Source organism: Flavobacterium sp. MDT1-60 (assembly GCF_014844035.1).
Classification (GTDB): Bacteria; Bacteroidota; Bacteroidia; order Flavobacteriales; family Flavobacteriaceae; genus Flavobacterium.
On sequence record NZ_CP062159.1, the window covers coordinates 2,020,175 to 2,037,041 of the forward strand.

Annotated in this window: 10 protein-coding genes; 8 read left to right on the forward strand and 2 right to left on the reverse strand. The window is 35.5% G+C overall.

Going from position 1 to position 16,867, the window contains the following annotated elements; all coding sequences use genetic code 11:
* Positions 1-311 precede the first annotated feature (311 nt).
* The gene (locus IHE43_RS08795; protein WP_192187581.1) at positions 312-1,250 is read left to right on the forward strand and encodes a hypothetical protein; all 939 of its coding nucleotides are present in this window, start codon (positions 312-314) and stop codon (positions 1,248-1,250) included.
* A 102-nt stretch (positions 1,251-1,352) separates the two neighbouring features.
* On the opposite strand, the gene IHE43_RS08800 is transcribed toward IHE43_RS08795, so the two are convergent.
* A complete protein-coding gene (locus IHE43_RS08800; protein ID WP_192187582.1) occupies positions 1,353-2,978 on the reverse strand; it encodes a murein L,D-transpeptidase in 1,626 nt (541 codons plus the stop codon).
* 275 nt (positions 2,979-3,253) lie between these two features.
* On the opposite strand from IHE43_RS08800, the gene IHE43_RS08805 reads away from it, so the two are divergent.
* Complete coding sequence (locus IHE43_RS08805) at positions 3,254-4,039, forward strand: hypothetical protein (RefSeq protein ID WP_192187583.1); 786 nt, start codon at positions 3,254-3,256, stop codon at positions 4,037-4,039.
* Between the two features lie 6 nt (positions 4,040-4,045).
* On the opposite strand, the gene IHE43_RS08810 is transcribed toward IHE43_RS08805, so the two are convergent.
* The gene (locus IHE43_RS08810; RefSeq protein ID WP_192187584.1) at positions 4,046-6,676 is read right to left on the reverse strand and encodes a glycoside hydrolase family 3 C-terminal domain-containing protein; all 2,631 of its coding nucleotides are present in this window, start codon (positions 6,674-6,676) and stop codon (positions 4,046-4,048) included.
* A gap of 255 nt (positions 6,677-6,931) precedes the next feature.
* Between IHE43_RS08810 and IHE43_RS08815 the strand changes: the two genes are divergently transcribed.
* The 6 genes from IHE43_RS08815 to IHE43_RS08840 all read left to right on the forward strand — a co-directional run bounded on the left by IHE43_RS08815 (position 6,932) and on the right by IHE43_RS08840 (position 16,697).
* Positions 6,932-7,981, forward strand: a complete 1,050-nt coding sequence (locus IHE43_RS08815) for a LacI family DNA-binding transcriptional regulator (RefSeq protein WP_192187585.1) — start codon at positions 6,932-6,934, stop codon at positions 7,979-7,981.
* 233 nt (positions 7,982-8,214) lie between these two features.
* Positions 8,215-10,311: an alpha-glucuronidase family glycosyl hydrolase gene (locus IHE43_RS08820; RefSeq protein ID WP_192187586.1), complete on the forward strand. Its 2,097-nt coding sequence runs from the start codon at positions 8,215-8,217 to the stop codon at positions 10,309-10,311.
* Positions 10,312-10,329: 18 nt separating this feature from the next.
* Positions 10,330-11,067, forward strand: a complete 738-nt coding sequence (locus IHE43_RS08825; protein ID WP_192187587.1) for an SDR family NAD(P)-dependent oxidoreductase — start codon at positions 10,330-10,332, stop codon at positions 11,065-11,067.
* 17 nt (positions 11,068-11,084) lie between these two features.
* Entirely contained in the window at positions 11,085-12,257 is a 1,173-nt protein-coding gene (uxuA, locus tag IHE43_RS08830; protein WP_192187588.1) for a mannonate dehydratase, read from the forward strand.
* Between the two features lie 230 nt (positions 12,258-12,487).
* Positions 12,488-15,355 (forward strand): glycosyl hydrolase 115 family protein, encoded by a 2,868-nt coding sequence (locus IHE43_RS08835; protein ID WP_192187589.1) that lies wholly within the window; start codon positions 12,488-12,490, stop codon positions 15,353-15,355.
* Positions 15,356-15,560: 205 nt separating this feature from the next.
* Positions 15,561-16,697: an endo-1,4-beta-xylanase gene (locus IHE43_RS08840; RefSeq protein ID WP_192187590.1), complete on the forward strand. Its 1,137-nt coding sequence runs from the start codon at positions 15,561-15,563 to the stop codon at positions 16,695-16,697.
* The last annotated feature ends 170 nt before the right edge of the window (positions 16,698-16,867 follow it).

The window sequence follows — 16,867 nt, forward strand, 5'->3', positions numbered from 1 at the left end:
ACCGCACCCTGCGGAATGTTTTTTGAATTTTTTGTTTGGGAAGTGAAGTATGTAGAACAGTAAGATTTTATCTATACTTCCCGGATAAACTCCGTCTTACGGTTTTCCATACTTTTTAAGTGAACTAGTTTTGTACATTTGTTCTTATCGCGATATCGAACAATAACTAATTTTGATATTGCAAAGATCTGACGCTTACAAGCCTGTATTGATACGGAATTCCGGGAAGTACTAACTTTACTGAGATTCCTAAAAAAAATCCGAGAAATCCTGAAAAATCCGAGAAATAATCCTGAAAATCCTGAGGGCCTATGAAAAAAATTACTCAAAGTGACATTGAAAATGATTACAAGGAAGCTATTAGAAATAAATATAGAAGCGAAAAGACCGAAGGGGAGTATTCGCATTATTTAAATAATCCTTCCCAAGCGCTTTTAAGAGATTTGTGTTGGGAAATTTTCAGTTCAAATCCAACAGCTGATGATTTAGTCGTGTATCGTAATTTTTTTAAATCTGAATTTAATTCAAAAGAGGAAAATACTTCAACAAAGTACACTGATAAATTTAGAAAAGTAGGAGCTTTTTTGAAAGGGGAAAAAAATCCGGCAAATCTCACTACTGCAGAATTAGCAGCAATTTTTGTAGATTTTGAAGATCGTCCTTTTAATAAATTTAAAAAATCGATCAGTATAGAAAGTGGCGAAAATGGGCAAAACGAGAAATTGACAAGTACTTTTTTAGAATCGGAGATTAAAAAAGGAGAAGTAAAAGAAAAAAATAAGATTGTTATAGAAAGAGAAAATCGACCAATAAGTTTTCAAAGTGACTTTAAACACAATTTCTTAGAAAAGTTATTTAATAGATCAAAACTAGCTATGATTTTTACAGCTGTTATTTTTTGTTTAATAGCAGCAACAATTTATTTTGCCTTCACGAGAAACAAATGCATGCAGTGGACACACGATCATTATGAAAAAGTAGATTGTGATTTGAGCTCAGATGAATTCTTTATTAATAATGGAGTAGAACCGTACAATGAGAATAAGTTTGCTCTTAAAAAAATTATAGTTTATGATACTACAAATTGTTTTAAAAACGGAGAAGCAATTGTTTGGTATGCGAAAACAAGTAGTGATAAAGCAGATTTTTTTAACACCCACGGAAGACATCCTGAAAATAATAAGCCGTTAAGGCCTGTAACTGATTATATCAAAAAAAGATACGGAGAAAAAAGTGTCTCCAAAAAATAAAAAAACCTCCAAAAATCATGTTTTTGGAGGTTTAGGCATCAATCTTTATTCTTTACTCTTTATTCTATTTTCTTTAATCTTGACTCTATATTCTAAAAAAAATCAATTATTAGCCGTCTTAAACTCAGTATCCTGCGGGAAAAGCAATCTATTCAACTGAACATCCCGTTCATAAACGTCAGGGAAGAAACCAATTTCACCTTCTTTACTTACCCAGGCAGTAAAATAACCAATATAGATTGGAACTTTTTTCTTGAGCATACAAGGCGTTTCTTTAACTCCGCTCATAGCCGAATTTATTTTGTCGACAGGCCAGTCCGGATATTCTCTTAGCATTGCAATAGCCAGTTCTTTTGCTTTTTCTACATTGATGCAACCGTGGCTGAAAATACGTTTCTCAAATCCGAATAAACTCTTAGAGGGTGTGTCGTGCATATAAATGTCGTTCGGGTTGGGAAACATAAATTTCACTAAACCCAAAGCGTTATTAGGCCCTGGTTTTTGCCTTACTTTTCCGCCATTCCATTCCATATTATGATCTGCGAGATAGTTTTTCTCTTCTGCCATTTTCAGTTTTAATTCATTTTTAATGATACTGCCCGGCACATACCAATATGGACTAAAAACAATACGATCGATCTGACCGCTAAAAATGACAGTTTGGGTTAAAGGTGTTCCTATGAAAACATTGGAGACAATATCATAATTTCCGTCTCTGACATAATACAATCGAAAAGACGGAATATTAACCATAACATACTCGCTTTGGTTTTCCAAAGTTGGCGGAATCCATCGGCAGCGTTCCATATTCAACATTATTGTTTTTATACGATCGCTTACAGGTTCGTTCATTTGATCAATAAAATCTTTTGTAATAATATAATTTGGTTTAAGCACATAACGGGCTTTGTATTTCATAATTCCGTCCATTAATTCCTGATCGTAAAAATTACTTTTAGAGTCTTTGGCCAAATCTCCAACGATTGCCAAACGCTGTCTTATGTCTGCAATGGTTTGTGAAGTAGCATCGGGGCGCAAATCCTGAAACGGTATATCCATTGAAATTTTATTCCATGTGCCGTTTTTTTCAATTTCTCTGTATTTTTTTAAAACCTCCTGAAGTTTATAATATTGACTAAAAAGCACATGATTATTTTGATCTAATAAATTCGGATTGCCCGAAATAGAATCCAATAAAGTCTCATACGATATTTTTTTCTTTGGTAAATACCATTCAAGCTTATTCTGTGCGGCTGCATCCATTCCCTGATACACATGTTTTGCATAAAGTATGTACATTGAACTCAATAAAAGCTCAGTATCTGATTCTGACACTTTTTCGGTTGAATCTTCATCAAAAACCTCATCGATTTTATCTTTATACGGAATTCTAATTTGAACCCCTTCTTCGTAAGTAGAATTTAACTTATGATACATTAGATGTCCAAATTCGTTTATCTGACTACCACTATACCAAATGGCTTTGTATGATCTGTCTTTATAAAGGGTTGAGACATCGTTTTGATAGTCTTTTAATTGAGAATATTTTTTAAAAAAGGCCAACAAGGTGGCATTGTCGATAGCTGGTGCGGCATAGTTAGCAAAAGAAATATTGGGAATAAAAAAAGTTGTTTTCTTATTTTCAGAAAGAAGGTTGTTCTTTGAAAATCCAAAAGAAGAAACAATAAAACAAGAAACTAAAAAGATTGTCAGAGTAAAATTTTTCATTTTTTTTCATTTTACGTTACTACTATTTACCAAAAGGTCAATGCAGGTTGAGGTAATTAAAAAAAATGATTTGGGGAAATCGTATTGAATGCAGATCAAATTTAGAAAAAAAATCTTATTATTTTTTGTTTTTCTTTGACAATAGTATTTGATTTAATTGTTATTAAATGTGAAAATTATTGGGTCTAATTAATTGGTAATCAATAGGTTTTTTGTTTGTGGAATAAAGATTATATTTGATTAGTCAGATTTATTAACCTAAATACCAAAGAACAATGATTAATGTAAGTTTTTTTGAGATTTTAGGAATGTTTATTATTCCTTTCTGTAGTATTCTAATCCCCATTCTTGTCGGTCAGTATTATGGTTTATTTGTAAAGAATAAATCCGGTAAAGTAAGCGATTCACCAGTTGGATCAGTAGTAGGAGCAGCGCTTGGTCTTTTGGCTTTTATGCTTGCCTTCACGTTTCAAATTGTGGACAACAGATACAATAGCAGAAAGGAACTTTTGCTGGATGAAGTTACGGAAATAAGAACCACTTATTTGCAATCCGGTTTAATACCAGAACCGTATCGGTCTTCTTCCAGAAAGTTTTTGATTGAATATACTGATTTACGAGCTACTTTGGTAAATGATACTTCGATTGAAAACGTCCAAAGATTAAAAATCAGATCGCAGTCGATTCTCGATTCACTTTGGGATTATTCTGAAGCTCTGGCCGCACAGGATCGTAGTTCTGAGGCCTATTCTTTGTACATAACCTCTGTAAATAGCCTATTTGATACCTATAACAAGCGGGTAACCTTAACATTTGAGTACAGGATACCCGTTGCGATTTTATGGGTGCTGTTTATAATCTCTTGGTTTTCCATGTTATTGTTGGGCTATCAATTCGGAATTACCGGAAAAAAGAACAACAGGCTGGCCGTTTTTATCTCTATTATTTTTGCTTCGGTTATGTTTTTAATTTTAGCATTAGACCGTCCGGAAACCAGAATTATGAAATTAAATCAGACACCGGTGCTTACATTGCAAAAGCAACTCCATAGCAAAAAGTAATATGTTTTACTGAATCAAAATATCCTCAGTAATTACATTACTGCTTGTTGGATTAGGTTCGTCAGGCAGATGACCTCCAATTGCAATTTTAATTTTACCATTGTATTGTTGGTAAATGCCTTCAGCAGTAACATACGATAAATCTTCCGGAGAAAGTATAAAAGTTATGGTTTTACTTTCTCCCGCTTTAAGACTTATGCGTTCAAATCCTTTTAGGGTTTTAAGAGGAGCTTTTATAGATGTATTTTGATTGATAACATACAATTGCGCTACTTCTTCGCCGGCCATTTTACCGGTATTGGTGATGCGTACAGAAACTGAAACGCTTTTTCCTTTAGCAATTTTTGATGGCATTTTTAGCGCATCATATTTAAAGGTAGTATAACTCAGACCGTATCCAAAACCATAAAGAGGTGCTCCTTTAAAATAACGATAAGTTCTGTTGTCCATTTTATAATCTACAAATTCAGGTAAGTCTGAATCGCCTTTGTAAAACGTAATCGGTAATCTTCCGGCCGGATTATAATCTCCAAAAAGGATATCTGCGACCGCTGTTCCGGCAGCTTGTCCGCCATACCAGGCATTTACAATGGCAGAAACATTTTGTGCTTCCCACGGAATAGCAATCGCACTTCCGGTCATCATCACGAAAACAACTGGTTTTCCAGTCTTTTGAAGCGCTTTCATCAAATCGGTTTGTACAGCTGGTAATAAAATCGAAGTTCGATCTCCGCCTTTAAAACCCGGAAAATTTACTTTCATTTCTTCGCCTTCTAATTGCGGCGAAATTCCACCGGCAAAAACAAAGGCATCGACATCTTTTAAGCGATTGACAAGAGCTGTAAAATCGGTTTTTTTGTAGTTTCCGGCATTCAGGGCAACGTTGCCTTTTCCTTCTCCCTGCCAATATTCAATAACCAAATTATAAACGGTTCCTTTTGTTGTTTTTAATTCAAAAGTTTGTCCACCCCAGCGATTTTTTTTCCACGCATTTAGTTCTTCTTTTCCATTCACAAGAAAGCGGTAGCCATCGTCAGCAGTAAGTTCAAAAGTAATGCTGCCATTTTCAGCTGCCGTAAAATTGGTTGTGTAACGGGCAGAAAAATTATTGGCTTTAATATTTTGAACAACAGCTTCGCCTTCCTGCCAAAAATGGTTTAATTCGGTTTCAGTTCGTGTAATTTCCGGTTTCCCTGAAAGATCGGTGTTGTTGAAATATTCGGCTTTAAAACCTTGTTTTCCTTCAAAAGTATATTGGTTTTTGACATCGGCATACACTAATAAAGTATCATTGGTAAAGTTGATGGCTTTCTCATAAATGACTTCAGTATTTGCACCTAATTTGTCTTTAATGCCTTGTAATACGGTGGATAGTTTTGAAGGTGTTCCGTTGTAATTCCCTAAAATAGAAATCGAATTATCTGCATTTGGACCCAAAACAGCGATCTTCTTTATTTTTTTGCTTAATGGCAAAGTATTGTTTTCATTTCTAAGCAAAACCATCGATTGCTGCGCCATTTTTACAGCATGTTCCTGATGTGCGGGACTTTCTAATACAGAAGCTGGCGTTTGAGCATATTTCACCATTTCAACCGGATCAAACATTCCCAATCTGAAACGGATCATAAAAAGACGTTTTACAGAAATGTCGATTTGTGATTCAGGTATTTTTCCGGTTTTTACCGCTTGTACCAAAGCTTTATAGGCGTCTGTTCCGCAGTCAATATCCGTTCCGTGGAAAACAGCGTCAGCTGAAGCCGATGCTGCATCAGGATGAGTTTTATGATTTTTAAAGAAATCGTCAATCGCCCAACAATCTGAAGTTACATACCCATCAAATTTCCATTGATTTCGCAAAATATCCGTCATCAAAATATCACTTGCACAACAAGGCTGCGTTCTAAAAGCATTGTAAGCACACATTACACCGGCAACCTTAGACTCGGTTACTAATTTTTTAAACGCAGGCAAATAGGTATCCCAAAGTTCATAAGGAGTTACATCAACATCAAAAGTATGACGCAAAGGTTCCGGGCCACTATGAACAGCATAATGTTTGGCACAGGCTGCCGCTTTTAAATATTTAGGGTCATCTCCCTGAAGTCCTTTAACAAAGAAATCTCCTAAAGTTGCAGTCAAAAACGGATCTTCGCCATAGGTTTCCTGTCCGCGTCCCCAACGAGGGTCACGAAAAATATTAATATTAGGTGTCCAGTACGTAAGGCCAAGATAACGTTCGTTGGTTCGGCCTGATTCAACAGCTTTGTTGTAAATCGCTCTTCCTTCTAAAGCCGAATAATCAGCCATTTTAAAAAGTGAATTTTTATCAAAAGTGGCGGCCATGGCAATAGCCTGAGGATATACAGTAGTTTTAAAAGGAGTTCTTGCAACACCGTGAAGTGTTTCATTCCACCAGTCATAAGCCGGAATGTCCAATCTCGAAATTGCCGGAGAGGAATTCAGCATTTGCGAAACTTTTTCTTCCAAAGTCAAACGACTTACCAGATCGTTTACTCTTGCTTCAAAACTTAAAGTTGTGTTCTGAAAAGGAAATTTTTCTTTTTTATCCTGAGCTTGAGAATAAATGGAAAGAAATAAAAATAATATGATTTGATAAAGAGCGATTGATTTTTTCATAGGACATTGTTTTTTAAATCCATTTTGCTGTAAATTTTAAAGTCTGCTTACATTTAATTATCTATCGAAAAAGGGAGTATGTTTTTAGTGGAAAACTTTATTGCAACCGATTGTGTAAAGAAAGAAAAAATAATTTAATTTTACCGAAAAATTATCAGGAATTTATTTCTCAGCAACAACACACATATGAAGTTAGGAAACTTTTAGTGTTGATTTAAAAGCAATATGTTCCATTGTTTTATTTATTAAATTTTTATGGAGGAAAGTAGAGATGTTACCATTTATGATATTGCCGAGAGAATGAATCTCGCGACTTCGACCATTTCAAGAGCTTTGAAAGATCATCCTACTATAAGTGATAAAACCATAAAAAAAGTAAAAAAAGTTGCTGAAGAAATGGGTTTTCGTCCCAATATTTTAGCAGCAGGCTTACGCGGCAATTCAACTAAAATAATAGGGGTTTTAGTATCCCGAATTAACCGTCCTTTTATCTCCTCACTGATTAGTGGTATTGAAGAAATCGCCCAAAAAGCAGGTTATAGCGTTATGATTACACAAAGTCATGATTCTTATGAAGATGAAGTTAATTTGTCAAAAGCACTTTATGATAGTCGGGTTTGTGGTGTCATTTGCTCGTTGGCCATGGATACGCGTGATACTTCTCATTTTCAAAAGTTTATCGATAAAAATATTCCGTTGGTTTTTGTAGATCGGGTGCCGAAAGATTTTAATACGTACCGTGTTATGATCGACAATTATTCTGCCGGTTATAAAGCGACAAAACATTTGATTGAACAAGGTTGCACCCGCATTGCACATATTACAGGTTCTCAATACCGAAATACATATAGCGAACGAAAAAGAGGTTATGTAGATGCTTTGTTAGAAGCTAATCTTACTGTTGATGAGACTCTTATCATTGAAACAAGTTTGACATATGAAGAAGGGGAAACGGCCAGTACAACTCTGTTTGATTTACCAAATCCACCAAATGGAATTTTTGTGGTGAATGATACCGCCGCGGTTGGGGTAATTCAAATTGCTAAAAAACGAGGTTTGAAAATTCCGGAAGATATTGCTATTATTGGTTTCAATGACGATCCAATTGCATCAATTATTGATCCTGGATTAACAACTATTTCGCATCCGGCGGTAAAGATGGGACAGACATCAGCCAAGAAAATATTGAACCATTTAAAGTCGGCTAAAAAGAGTCCGGATACTCCGAAAAAAGATGATATTACCGAAGTTACTTTTTTAAATACCGAAGTTTTAGTTCGTGCTTCTTCAAACAGAAGAAAGTAATTTCTTTTGAAATAAACCGACAATTTCCTGTCAGTTCTTTCCTTTTTTAATAAAATAATTAGTGTTGTGTGAAAAATTTTGCAGTAAAATTTTTTTCTTAAAACACAATGCTATATTTTTACGCAACCGATTGCAACTTTTAAATTTAATCATTCAAAAAACAGCTGATGCGATATCCAAAGAAACATTTATTTATACTACCCATTTTTCTGCTTTTGTTTTCCTTTAAAACAATGGCTCAGAAAGATTATAAATTATGGCTTCAATATGATAAAAAGTCAGATACAGAATTAGTTTCAAAATACCTTTCTGATGTTAATGGAATCGTTTCTTTCGGGAATTCAGAAACTTCAAAAATTGCTTCAAAAGAATTAGAAGCCGGATTAAGCGAAATGTTCGGAAAAGCAATCAGCTTTAAATCAAAAGTTGAAGGAGATAATAATATCATTATTGGATCTAAAGAAGTATTGAGTCCGGAAATTCAAAAGGAAATCGGAAATTTTGACCAGATCAATGATGAAGGGTTTATCATTAAATCTATTTCAATAAAAAACAAAAATCAGATTGTCATTACCGGTAAAAAAGAAATTGGCGTTTTATATGGCGTTTATCGTTTTTTAAGATTAGTTCAGACGAATAAATCCATTAAAAAATTAAATATTGTTGATGCTCCAAAAACGAATATCCGAATTTTAAATCACTGGGATAATTTAGACCGGACTGTTGAACGCGGTTACGCTGGTTTTTCTTTATGGAACTGGCAAAAATTGCCTGATTTTATCGATCAGCGTTATATTGATTATGCCAGAGCAAATGCGTCAATCGGAATCAACGGAACGGTTTTGACGAATGTAAATGCAAACGCGTTAATCTTAACATCTCAATATTTAGAGAAAGTTGAAGCTTTAGCGAATGTGTTTAGACCATATGGAATAAAAGTTTATTTGACAGCCCGTTTTTCGGCACCAATTGAAATTGGAGGCTTAAAAACAGCCGATCCAAAAGATGCAGATGTGGCGAATTGGTGGAAAAACAAAGCCAAAGAAATTTATAAAAGAATTCCGGATTTTGGAGGATTTTTAGTAAAAGCAAATTCAGAAGGACAACCCGGGCCTCAAAATTATGGAAGAGATCATGTTGACGGTGCTAATATGCTGGCTGATGCGGTTGCGCCTTTTGGAGGTGTAATTATGTGGCGCGCTTTTGTGTATTCAGAACATGATGCCAATGATCGTGCGAAGCAGGCTTATGCCGAATTTGTTCCTTATGACGGAAAATTCAAAGATAATGTAATTGTTCAGGTAAAAAATGGGGCAATCGATTTTCAGCCTCGTGAACCTTTTCACCCAATGTTTGGTGCCATGCCAAAAACACCTTTGATGATGGAGTTTCAAATCACGCAGGAATATTTAGGCTTTAGTACCCATTTGGTTTTTCTGCCAAAATTATTTCAGGAAGTTTTAGAATCAGATACCTATCGAAAAGGAAAAGGTACTACCGTTGCGAAAGTCATTGATGGTACTTTAACCAAAACAAAATTGACCGGAATTGCCGGAGTTTCTAACATAGGAAATGATTTAAACTGGACCGGACATCCTTTTGCGCAAGCGAATTGGTACGGCTTTGGAAGATTGGCGTGGAATCCAAATTTAGATTCAGAAGTTATTGCTGATGAATGGTTGAGGTGTACTTTCTCTAATGAGGAAAATTTCATTAAACCAGTCAAAGAAATGATGATGGAATCCCGTGAAGCGGTTGTCAACTATATGACGCCTCTTGGTTTGCATCATATTATGGATACCGGCCATCATTACGGTCCGGGTCCATGGGTTTCTAATTTGTCGCGACCAGAATGGAATCCTGTGTATTATCACAAAGCCGATAAAAACGGAATAGGTTTCGACCGCTCAAAAACGGGAACCAATGCTACAGCACAATATGCTCCTGAAGTCGAGAAAATTTTTGATAATTTAGAAACCTGTCCGGAGAAAGATTTATTATGGTTTCACCATGTTTCCTGGGATTATAAATTGAAAAACGGACAAACGCTTTGGAATGGTTTGGCGTTAAAATATCAGGAAGGCGTAAATCAGGTAAGAGACATGCAGAACGTTTGGAACAAAACAGAGAAATTTGTTGATGGAGAACGCTTCAAAGAAGTACAAATGTTATTAGAAATTCAGTATAAAGAAGCAAAATGGTGGCGAGATGCGTGCTTGCTTTATTTCCAACAGTATTCCGGTAAGGAATTGCCTGCTGGAGTAGAAAAACCAACACAATCTTTAGACTATTTTCAATCATTAAAATTCCCATTTGCACCGGGAAATTAAATATTCAAATTAAAAACTATGAGCACAAAAACAGCAATTGTAACCGGAGGAAATTCGGGTTTGGGTTTTGCAACAGCAAAGAAACTATGTGATAACGGAATCAAAACCTATATAATTGGAAGATCAAAAGAGAAAACAGAAGATGCCTGCAAAGAGATCGGATCCAATGCAATTCCGGTTATTTATGATTTAAATAATCTTGCGGGAATTTCAGAAATGATTGAAAATTTAACGAATGAAAATCCGATTGATATTTTGGTAAATAACGCCGGAATCAATCTTAAGAAAGAATTTTTAGATGTTACGGATGAAGATTTTTTGTCTGTAATTCATACCAATCTTTTAAGTGTTTTTGCAGTTAGCAAAGCCGTTGTAAAAAACATGAAAGAAAATGGAGGAGGAAGTATTATCAACATCAGTTCGATGGCATCACAATATGGTATTCCGAAAGTAATTGCGTATTCGGCAAGTAAAGGCGCAATCGAATCGATGACCAGGGCAATGGCAGTAGAATTGGCACCGTTTGGAGTTCGCGTAAACTGTATTGCTCCTGGGTTTATCAAAACAAAAATGTCATCTACAGCACTTGATAATGATCCGGAAAGAAAAAATAAAGTACTCGGAAGAACGCCAATGGGATTCTTAGGTGAACCATCAGACATTGCAGATGCCGTTTATTATTTCGCTTTAAGCGAATCAAAATATACAACCGGAACCGTTTTACCAGTTGATGGCGGAAACAGTATTGGGTTTTAATTGAAAAGAAGAATATCATGATAAAAATGCAACAAACCATGCGTTGGTTTGGCCCTCAGGATAATGTTACTTTAAGAGATATCAAGCAGGCCGGAGCAACCGGGATTGTAACGGCTTTGCATCAGATTCCGGTGGGAGAAATCTGGTCAGTTGATGCTATTAAAGAAAGACAAAAAATCATCAAAGAAGCCGGATTGGAGTGGGCTGTTGTCGAAAGTTTACCGGTTCATGAAGAAATTAAACGTGCTTCGGGAAATTATTTGCAATACATCGAAAATTATAAAATCAGTTTAAAAAATCTGGCGGATTGCGGACTTAAAATCATCACCTATAATTTCATGCCGATTTTAGACTGGGTACGAACAGAACATAATTTTATCAATGAAGACGGAAGCAAAGCGTTGTTATACAATCAGCTCGCTTTTACTTATTTTGATGTGTTTTTATTGAAAAGACCCAATGCTGAAAATGATTACTCAGATGAAGAAAAAACAAAGGCATTGGAATTCGGAAATAAATTTTCTGAAGACGAGAAAGCCTTACTTTTTAAAAACGTTTTATTAGGATTACCGGGCAGTAAAATTAATTTTACGGCTGAACAAATTCTTTCGCTTTTAGATAATTACGCTGAAATTGATAACGATAAACTAAGAGAAAACCTGATTTACTTTTTATCAGAAGTAACTCCGGTTGCAGATGAATATGGCTCGAAATTGGCGATTCATCCGGATGATCCGCCGTTTTCGGTTTTAGGTTTACCCCGAATTGTTTCAACAGAAAAAGATATCAAAGCCATTTTTGATGCTGTTCCTTCAAATGCAAATGGACTTTGTTATTGCACGGGTTCTTTGGGTGCAGATCCAAAAAATAATCTGGAGAGAATTATAGACGATTTTGGAGATAGAATTCACTTCTTACATCTTCGAAATACCATCCGCGAAAGCGCAAACATTTTCAGAGAATCAGAACATTTAAACGGCGATTCTAAAATGGAAGTTATCGTTGAAAAACTGCTTTTATTGATGAATAAAAGAAAAGTGAGTTTACCAATGCGTCCGGATCATGGATTTTTGCATGATGTTGATGAAAAGACAGAAACATATCCTGGCTATTCTTTAGTAGGAAGATTAAAAGGTCTGGCCGAATTAAGGGGTTTGGAAATGGGAATTGCTTATAAATTGAATCTATGAGTCTGCAACGTAAACCTAACGGGTTTAAAATCCGTCAGGTTTACGTGGACGTTAGCTAGTTAAACGCATTTTTGTCATCCCGAGGAACGAGGGATCACACTCGAAACTCGACAACGATTGGCGAATTACTTTGCGGAATTTCTGGTGTGATCCCTCGTTCCTCGGGATGACAAGATTGTGGTCAGCTTAATGTGGTTACTATTAGAATTAAATATCAATAAAAAAATATCATGCGTTTACTAAAATCTCCTTTATTGTCAATAATACTACTGCTTTTCCTTTTTGGAATCAGCACAAAATTGTATGCCATTAACGGAGAAAAATATGTAGTAAACAAAGTTTCCCCTGAAACTTTCCCTTTGGCATCAAAAGGAAAAGTGGCCTCTATATTAATAAGCAATAATGATTTTCCGGGAGTGCTGCGCGTTGCAGGACATTTAGAAAATGACCTTTTTAAAGTAACGAATGTTCATCCAAAACAAATTAATTCAATTTCAGAGACCAAAGATTTTGTTGTCATTATTGGCACAATCGGAAAAAGCGAAATTATAGATCAATTGGTTCGTGAAGGAAAAATTGATGCCAGTCAACTGAAGGGAAAATGGGAGAAATTCACCACTCAAATTGTTGATAATCCTTCAGTCGGAATAAAAAAAGCATTAGTTATTGCGGGTTCGGACAAAAGAGGAACTATTTATGGAATGTATGATTTGTCGAATCAAATTGGTATTTCTCCGTGGTATTTCTGGGCTGATGTTCCCGTGAAAAAGCAATCAGAATTGCATGTTTTATCCGGAATTCATTCTAATGGAGAACCAAAAGTAAAATACCGTGGCATTTTCATAAACGATGAAGCTCCGGCATTGTCAGGCTGGGCGTTTGATACGTATGGCGGATTTAACGCAAAATTCTACGACAAGGTTTTTGAATTAATTCTGAGAATGAAAGGCAATTATTTGTGGCCCTCAATGTGGGGAAGAATGTTTTATGTAGATGATCCTCAAAATGCTGTTTTAGCTGATGAATACGGAATCGTAATGGGAACTTCGCATCACGAACCGCTGACAAGAGCACATGCGGAATGGGCAAAATTAGGCAAAGGAAAATGGGATTTTAGCACCAATTCTGAAAACCTCATTTCATTTTGGAAAGAAGGAATGAAAAGAATGGGTAATACAGAAACGATTGTAACCGTGGGGATGCGTGGCGATGGGGACGAACCGATGACACAAGGAACGGCAATTGATTTGTTAGAAAATATCGTAAAAACGCAACGGGAAATCATAAAAGAAACTACTAAAAAGCCGATTGAAGAAACGCCTCAAATGTGGGCACTTTACAAAGAAGTTCAGGATTATTACGATAAAGGAATGCGTGTTCCGGACGATATTACGCTTTTGTTGTGCGATGACAATTGGGGAAATATCAGGAAATTACCTCAACTTAGCGCTAAACCAAGAAAAGGCGGTTACGGAATCTATTACCATTTTGATTATGTGGGCGGACCCCGAAATTACAAATGGATTAACACAAACCAAATCGAACGCACCTGGGAACAAATGGATTTGGCGTACCAATATGGAGTCGATAAAATTTGGATTGTGAATGTAGGCGATATCAAACCAATGGAATTTCCAACGGAGTTTTTCCTTGACATGGCCTGGAATCCGGAAAAATGGAATGCCGGAAATTTAGAGCAATACTATGTGCAATGGGCAAAAGAAAACTTTGATGATCAGAATACAGAGGAAATTGCAGAAATCATAAAATTATACACCAAATACAATTCCAGACGAAAACCGGAATTGCTGAACGAGAAAACGTATAGCATTACGAATTATAACGAAGCAGAAACAGTTTTAGCCGATTATAAAAAGCTGGTTGAAAAAGCCAATGCAGTCAATGAAAAAATAAAACCGGAATACAAGGATGCTTTTTATCAGTTGGTTTTATTTCCGGTGTTGGCAAGTGCAAATTTGAATGAATTGTACGTTGCAACGGCTAAAAATAAGCTGTATGCCAGTCAGGGAAGAGCTTCTGCAAATGCGTATGCAAAACAAGTAAAAGAATTATTTCAAAAAGATAGTTTGCTGACGAATTATTATCATACCAAACTCGCAAATGGCAAGTGGAATCATATGATGGCGCAAACGCATATTGGGTATACTTCGTGGCAAGAGCCGAAAAATAATGTAATTCCGGAAACGAAAATTATTGAGTTGTCAAACAAAGCAGAGGCAGGAATAGCTATTGAAGGTTCTGCAAATTGGTGGACAAATACTGCCACAGAAATTGTTTTGCCCACTTTTAATTCAGCTGAAAACAAAGCTTATTTTGTAGATATTTTCAACAGAGGAACTATTCCTTTTGACTTCAAAATAACTTCTAAAGAGAATTGGATTAAGTTCTCAAAATCAAAAGGAAAAATTAATCTGGAAGAAAGAATATTGATCAGTATTGACTGGAAAAAAGCTCCGAAAAATGATGCAAAAAGTCAATTTACAATTTCAGCCAATAATCAAAATTTCACTGTAATTGTAAATACTAAAAATATTGATTTAAGCGAAGTAAAAGGTTTTGTTGAAAGCAATGGATTTGTGTCGATTGAAGCTCAGCATTATTCGAGAGCAATTAATTCAGAGGTGAAATGGACGACAATTTCAAATATAGGAAAAACCGAATCAGGAGTAACTTTAAAGCCATCAAATGTGGCAAGTAGTATCGTTTCGGATAAATCACCGATATTAGAATATGATGTACATCTCTTCAGTACAGGAGAAGTAAAAGTGCACGCTTATTTTTCACCAACAATCAATTTTTCTGTACATGACGGATTGAAATATGGAATCGCTATTGATAACGAAAAACCACGAATCATCAATTTTAATGAAAAGGATTCGGATAAAACCTGGAATAAGGCTGTCGCCGATAACATTAAAATAATAACCTCATCCCATACAATTGAAAAAACAGGGAATCATACTTTAAAATTTTACGGAATCGATCCTGCTTTAGTGCTTCAGAAGATTGTAATTGAAACCGATTCAGGAAAAATTTTGGAATCTTATCTAGGACCGCCGGAAAGTTTTCAAAAGTAACAATTATGAATGAATCCGTTCTTTTTGTCATTTCGACCGAAGGGAGAAATCTTCGCAAGAAACTCCGCAACAGTGCGTGCTCAGCGTGCGAGGATTTCTCCTCACGTCGAAATGACAAACTATGAACGTAGATCGGATCTGACAGATTTAAAACCTTTAAGATCATTGTTTTAGAAAAATCACTATCAACCAAAAAATAAAAAAAATGAAATTAATTAAACCCTGTTTACTGGCAATAACCACATTGCTGTTTGTAAATTGTACAGCGCAAAAAAAGGTCAGCTCTCTGAAAGACGCCTATAAAAAAGATTTTTACATCGGAACTGCTTTGAGTGCCAGTCAAATTGAAGAAAAAAATGCTAAAGAAGATGCATTAATTCGCAAAGAATTTAATGCGATTACAGCAGAAAATATCATGAAGTCGATGTTTGTACATCCACAAAAAGACAAATATGATTTTACAATGTCTGATAAATTTGTGTCCTATGGCGAAAAAAACAAAATGTTTATTCACGGTCATACCTTAATCTGGCACAGTCAATTGGCACCCTGGATGGAAAAAATCAAGGACAGTACGGAAATGAAAGCTTTTATGAAAGATCATATTACGACAATCGTTTCTAAATACAAAGGAAGAATTGGTTCCTGGGATGTTGTGAACGAAGCCTTGAATGAAGATGGGACGTTAAGAAAATCCGTTTTTTTGAATACACTGGGAGAACAATATCTTATTGATGCTTTTAAATTAGCGGCAACAGCGGATCCAAAAGTGGACTTATATTACAACGATTATAATAATGAAGCACCAGCTAAAAGACAAGGCACAATTAATTTAATCAAAAAAGTAAAAGCGGGCGGCGGTAAAGTAGACGGAGTAGGTATCCAGGCGCACTGGCGATTGGAAAGTCCTTCTTTACAAGAAATTGAAGAAAGTATTTTGGCGTATTCGGCTTTGGGTTTGAAAGTCGCTTTTACAGAATTAGATATAACAGTGTTACCAAATCCATGGGATTTACAAGGCGCAGATGTAAATCAGAATTTTGAAGGAAGTGCCAAAATGAATCCATATCCTGAAAAACTTCCGGATGCTGTTCAGACACAACTGGCGAAGCGTTATGAAGATATTTTTAGATTATTTCTAAAACACAAAGACAAAATTAGCCGTGTCACTTTTTGGGGTGTTCATGATGGACAATCATGGTTAAATGACTGGCCGATAAAGGGTCGTACGAATTATCCTTTATTATTTGATGTGCAGCTTCAGCCGAAAAAAGGGTATGATAGTGTAATGAAATTAAAGAATCAAAAGAATAACAGCATTGACAAGGCTTTAAAGAATTAGTGCAACTGGTTGTTTCTGGAAAAAATATTGCAATAAAGTAAAGTAAATTTGGATGGTATGTTTTTTTTGCTAATTTTACACAACCGATTGCTTAAGTAAAAGCCTTTTGAAATCAGTACAAGAGCTTATGAAATAATCTAGTTTTAATGAAATTTGATTATAAAACTAAC

What these genes read in the sequence shown, in the direction of transcription:
- uxuA (WP_192187588.1), top strand. Translation starts at nt 11,085, where the DNA reads ATGATAAAAATGCAACAAACCATGCGTTGGTTTGGCCCTCAGGATAAT.
- IHE43_RS08820 (WP_192187586.1), top strand. Translation starts at nt 8,215, where the DNA reads ATGGCTCAGAAAGATTATAAATTATGGCTTCAATATGATAAAAAGTCA.
- IHE43_RS08800 (WP_192187582.1), bottom strand. Translation starts at nt 2,978, where the DNA reads ATGAAAAATTTTACTCTGACAATCTTTTTAGTTTCTTGTTTTATTGTT.
- IHE43_RS08825 (WP_192187587.1), top strand. Translation starts at nt 10,330, where the DNA reads ATGAGCACAAAAACAGCAATTGTAACCGGAGGAAATTCGGGTTTGGGT.
- IHE43_RS08810 (WP_192187584.1), bottom strand. Translation starts at nt 6,676, where the DNA reads ATGAAAAAATCAATCGCTCTTTATCAAATCATATTATTTTTATTTCTT.
- IHE43_RS08795 (WP_192187581.1), top strand. Translation starts at nt 312, where the DNA reads ATGAAAAAAATTACTCAAAGTGACATTGAAAATGATTACAAGGAAGCT.
- IHE43_RS08840 (WP_192187590.1), top strand. Translation starts at nt 15,561, where the DNA reads ATGAAATTAATTAAACCCTGTTTACTGGCAATAACCACATTGCTGTTT.
- IHE43_RS08835 (WP_192187589.1), top strand. Translation starts at nt 12,488, where the DNA reads ATGCGTTTACTAAAATCTCCTTTATTGTCAATAATACTACTGCTTTTC.
- IHE43_RS08805 (WP_192187583.1), top strand. Translation starts at nt 3,254, where the DNA reads ATGATTAATGTAAGTTTTTTTGAGATTTTAGGAATGTTTATTATTCCT.
- IHE43_RS08815 (WP_192187585.1), top strand. Translation starts at nt 6,932, where the DNA reads ATGGAGGAAAGTAGAGATGTTACCATTTATGATATTGCCGAGAGAATG.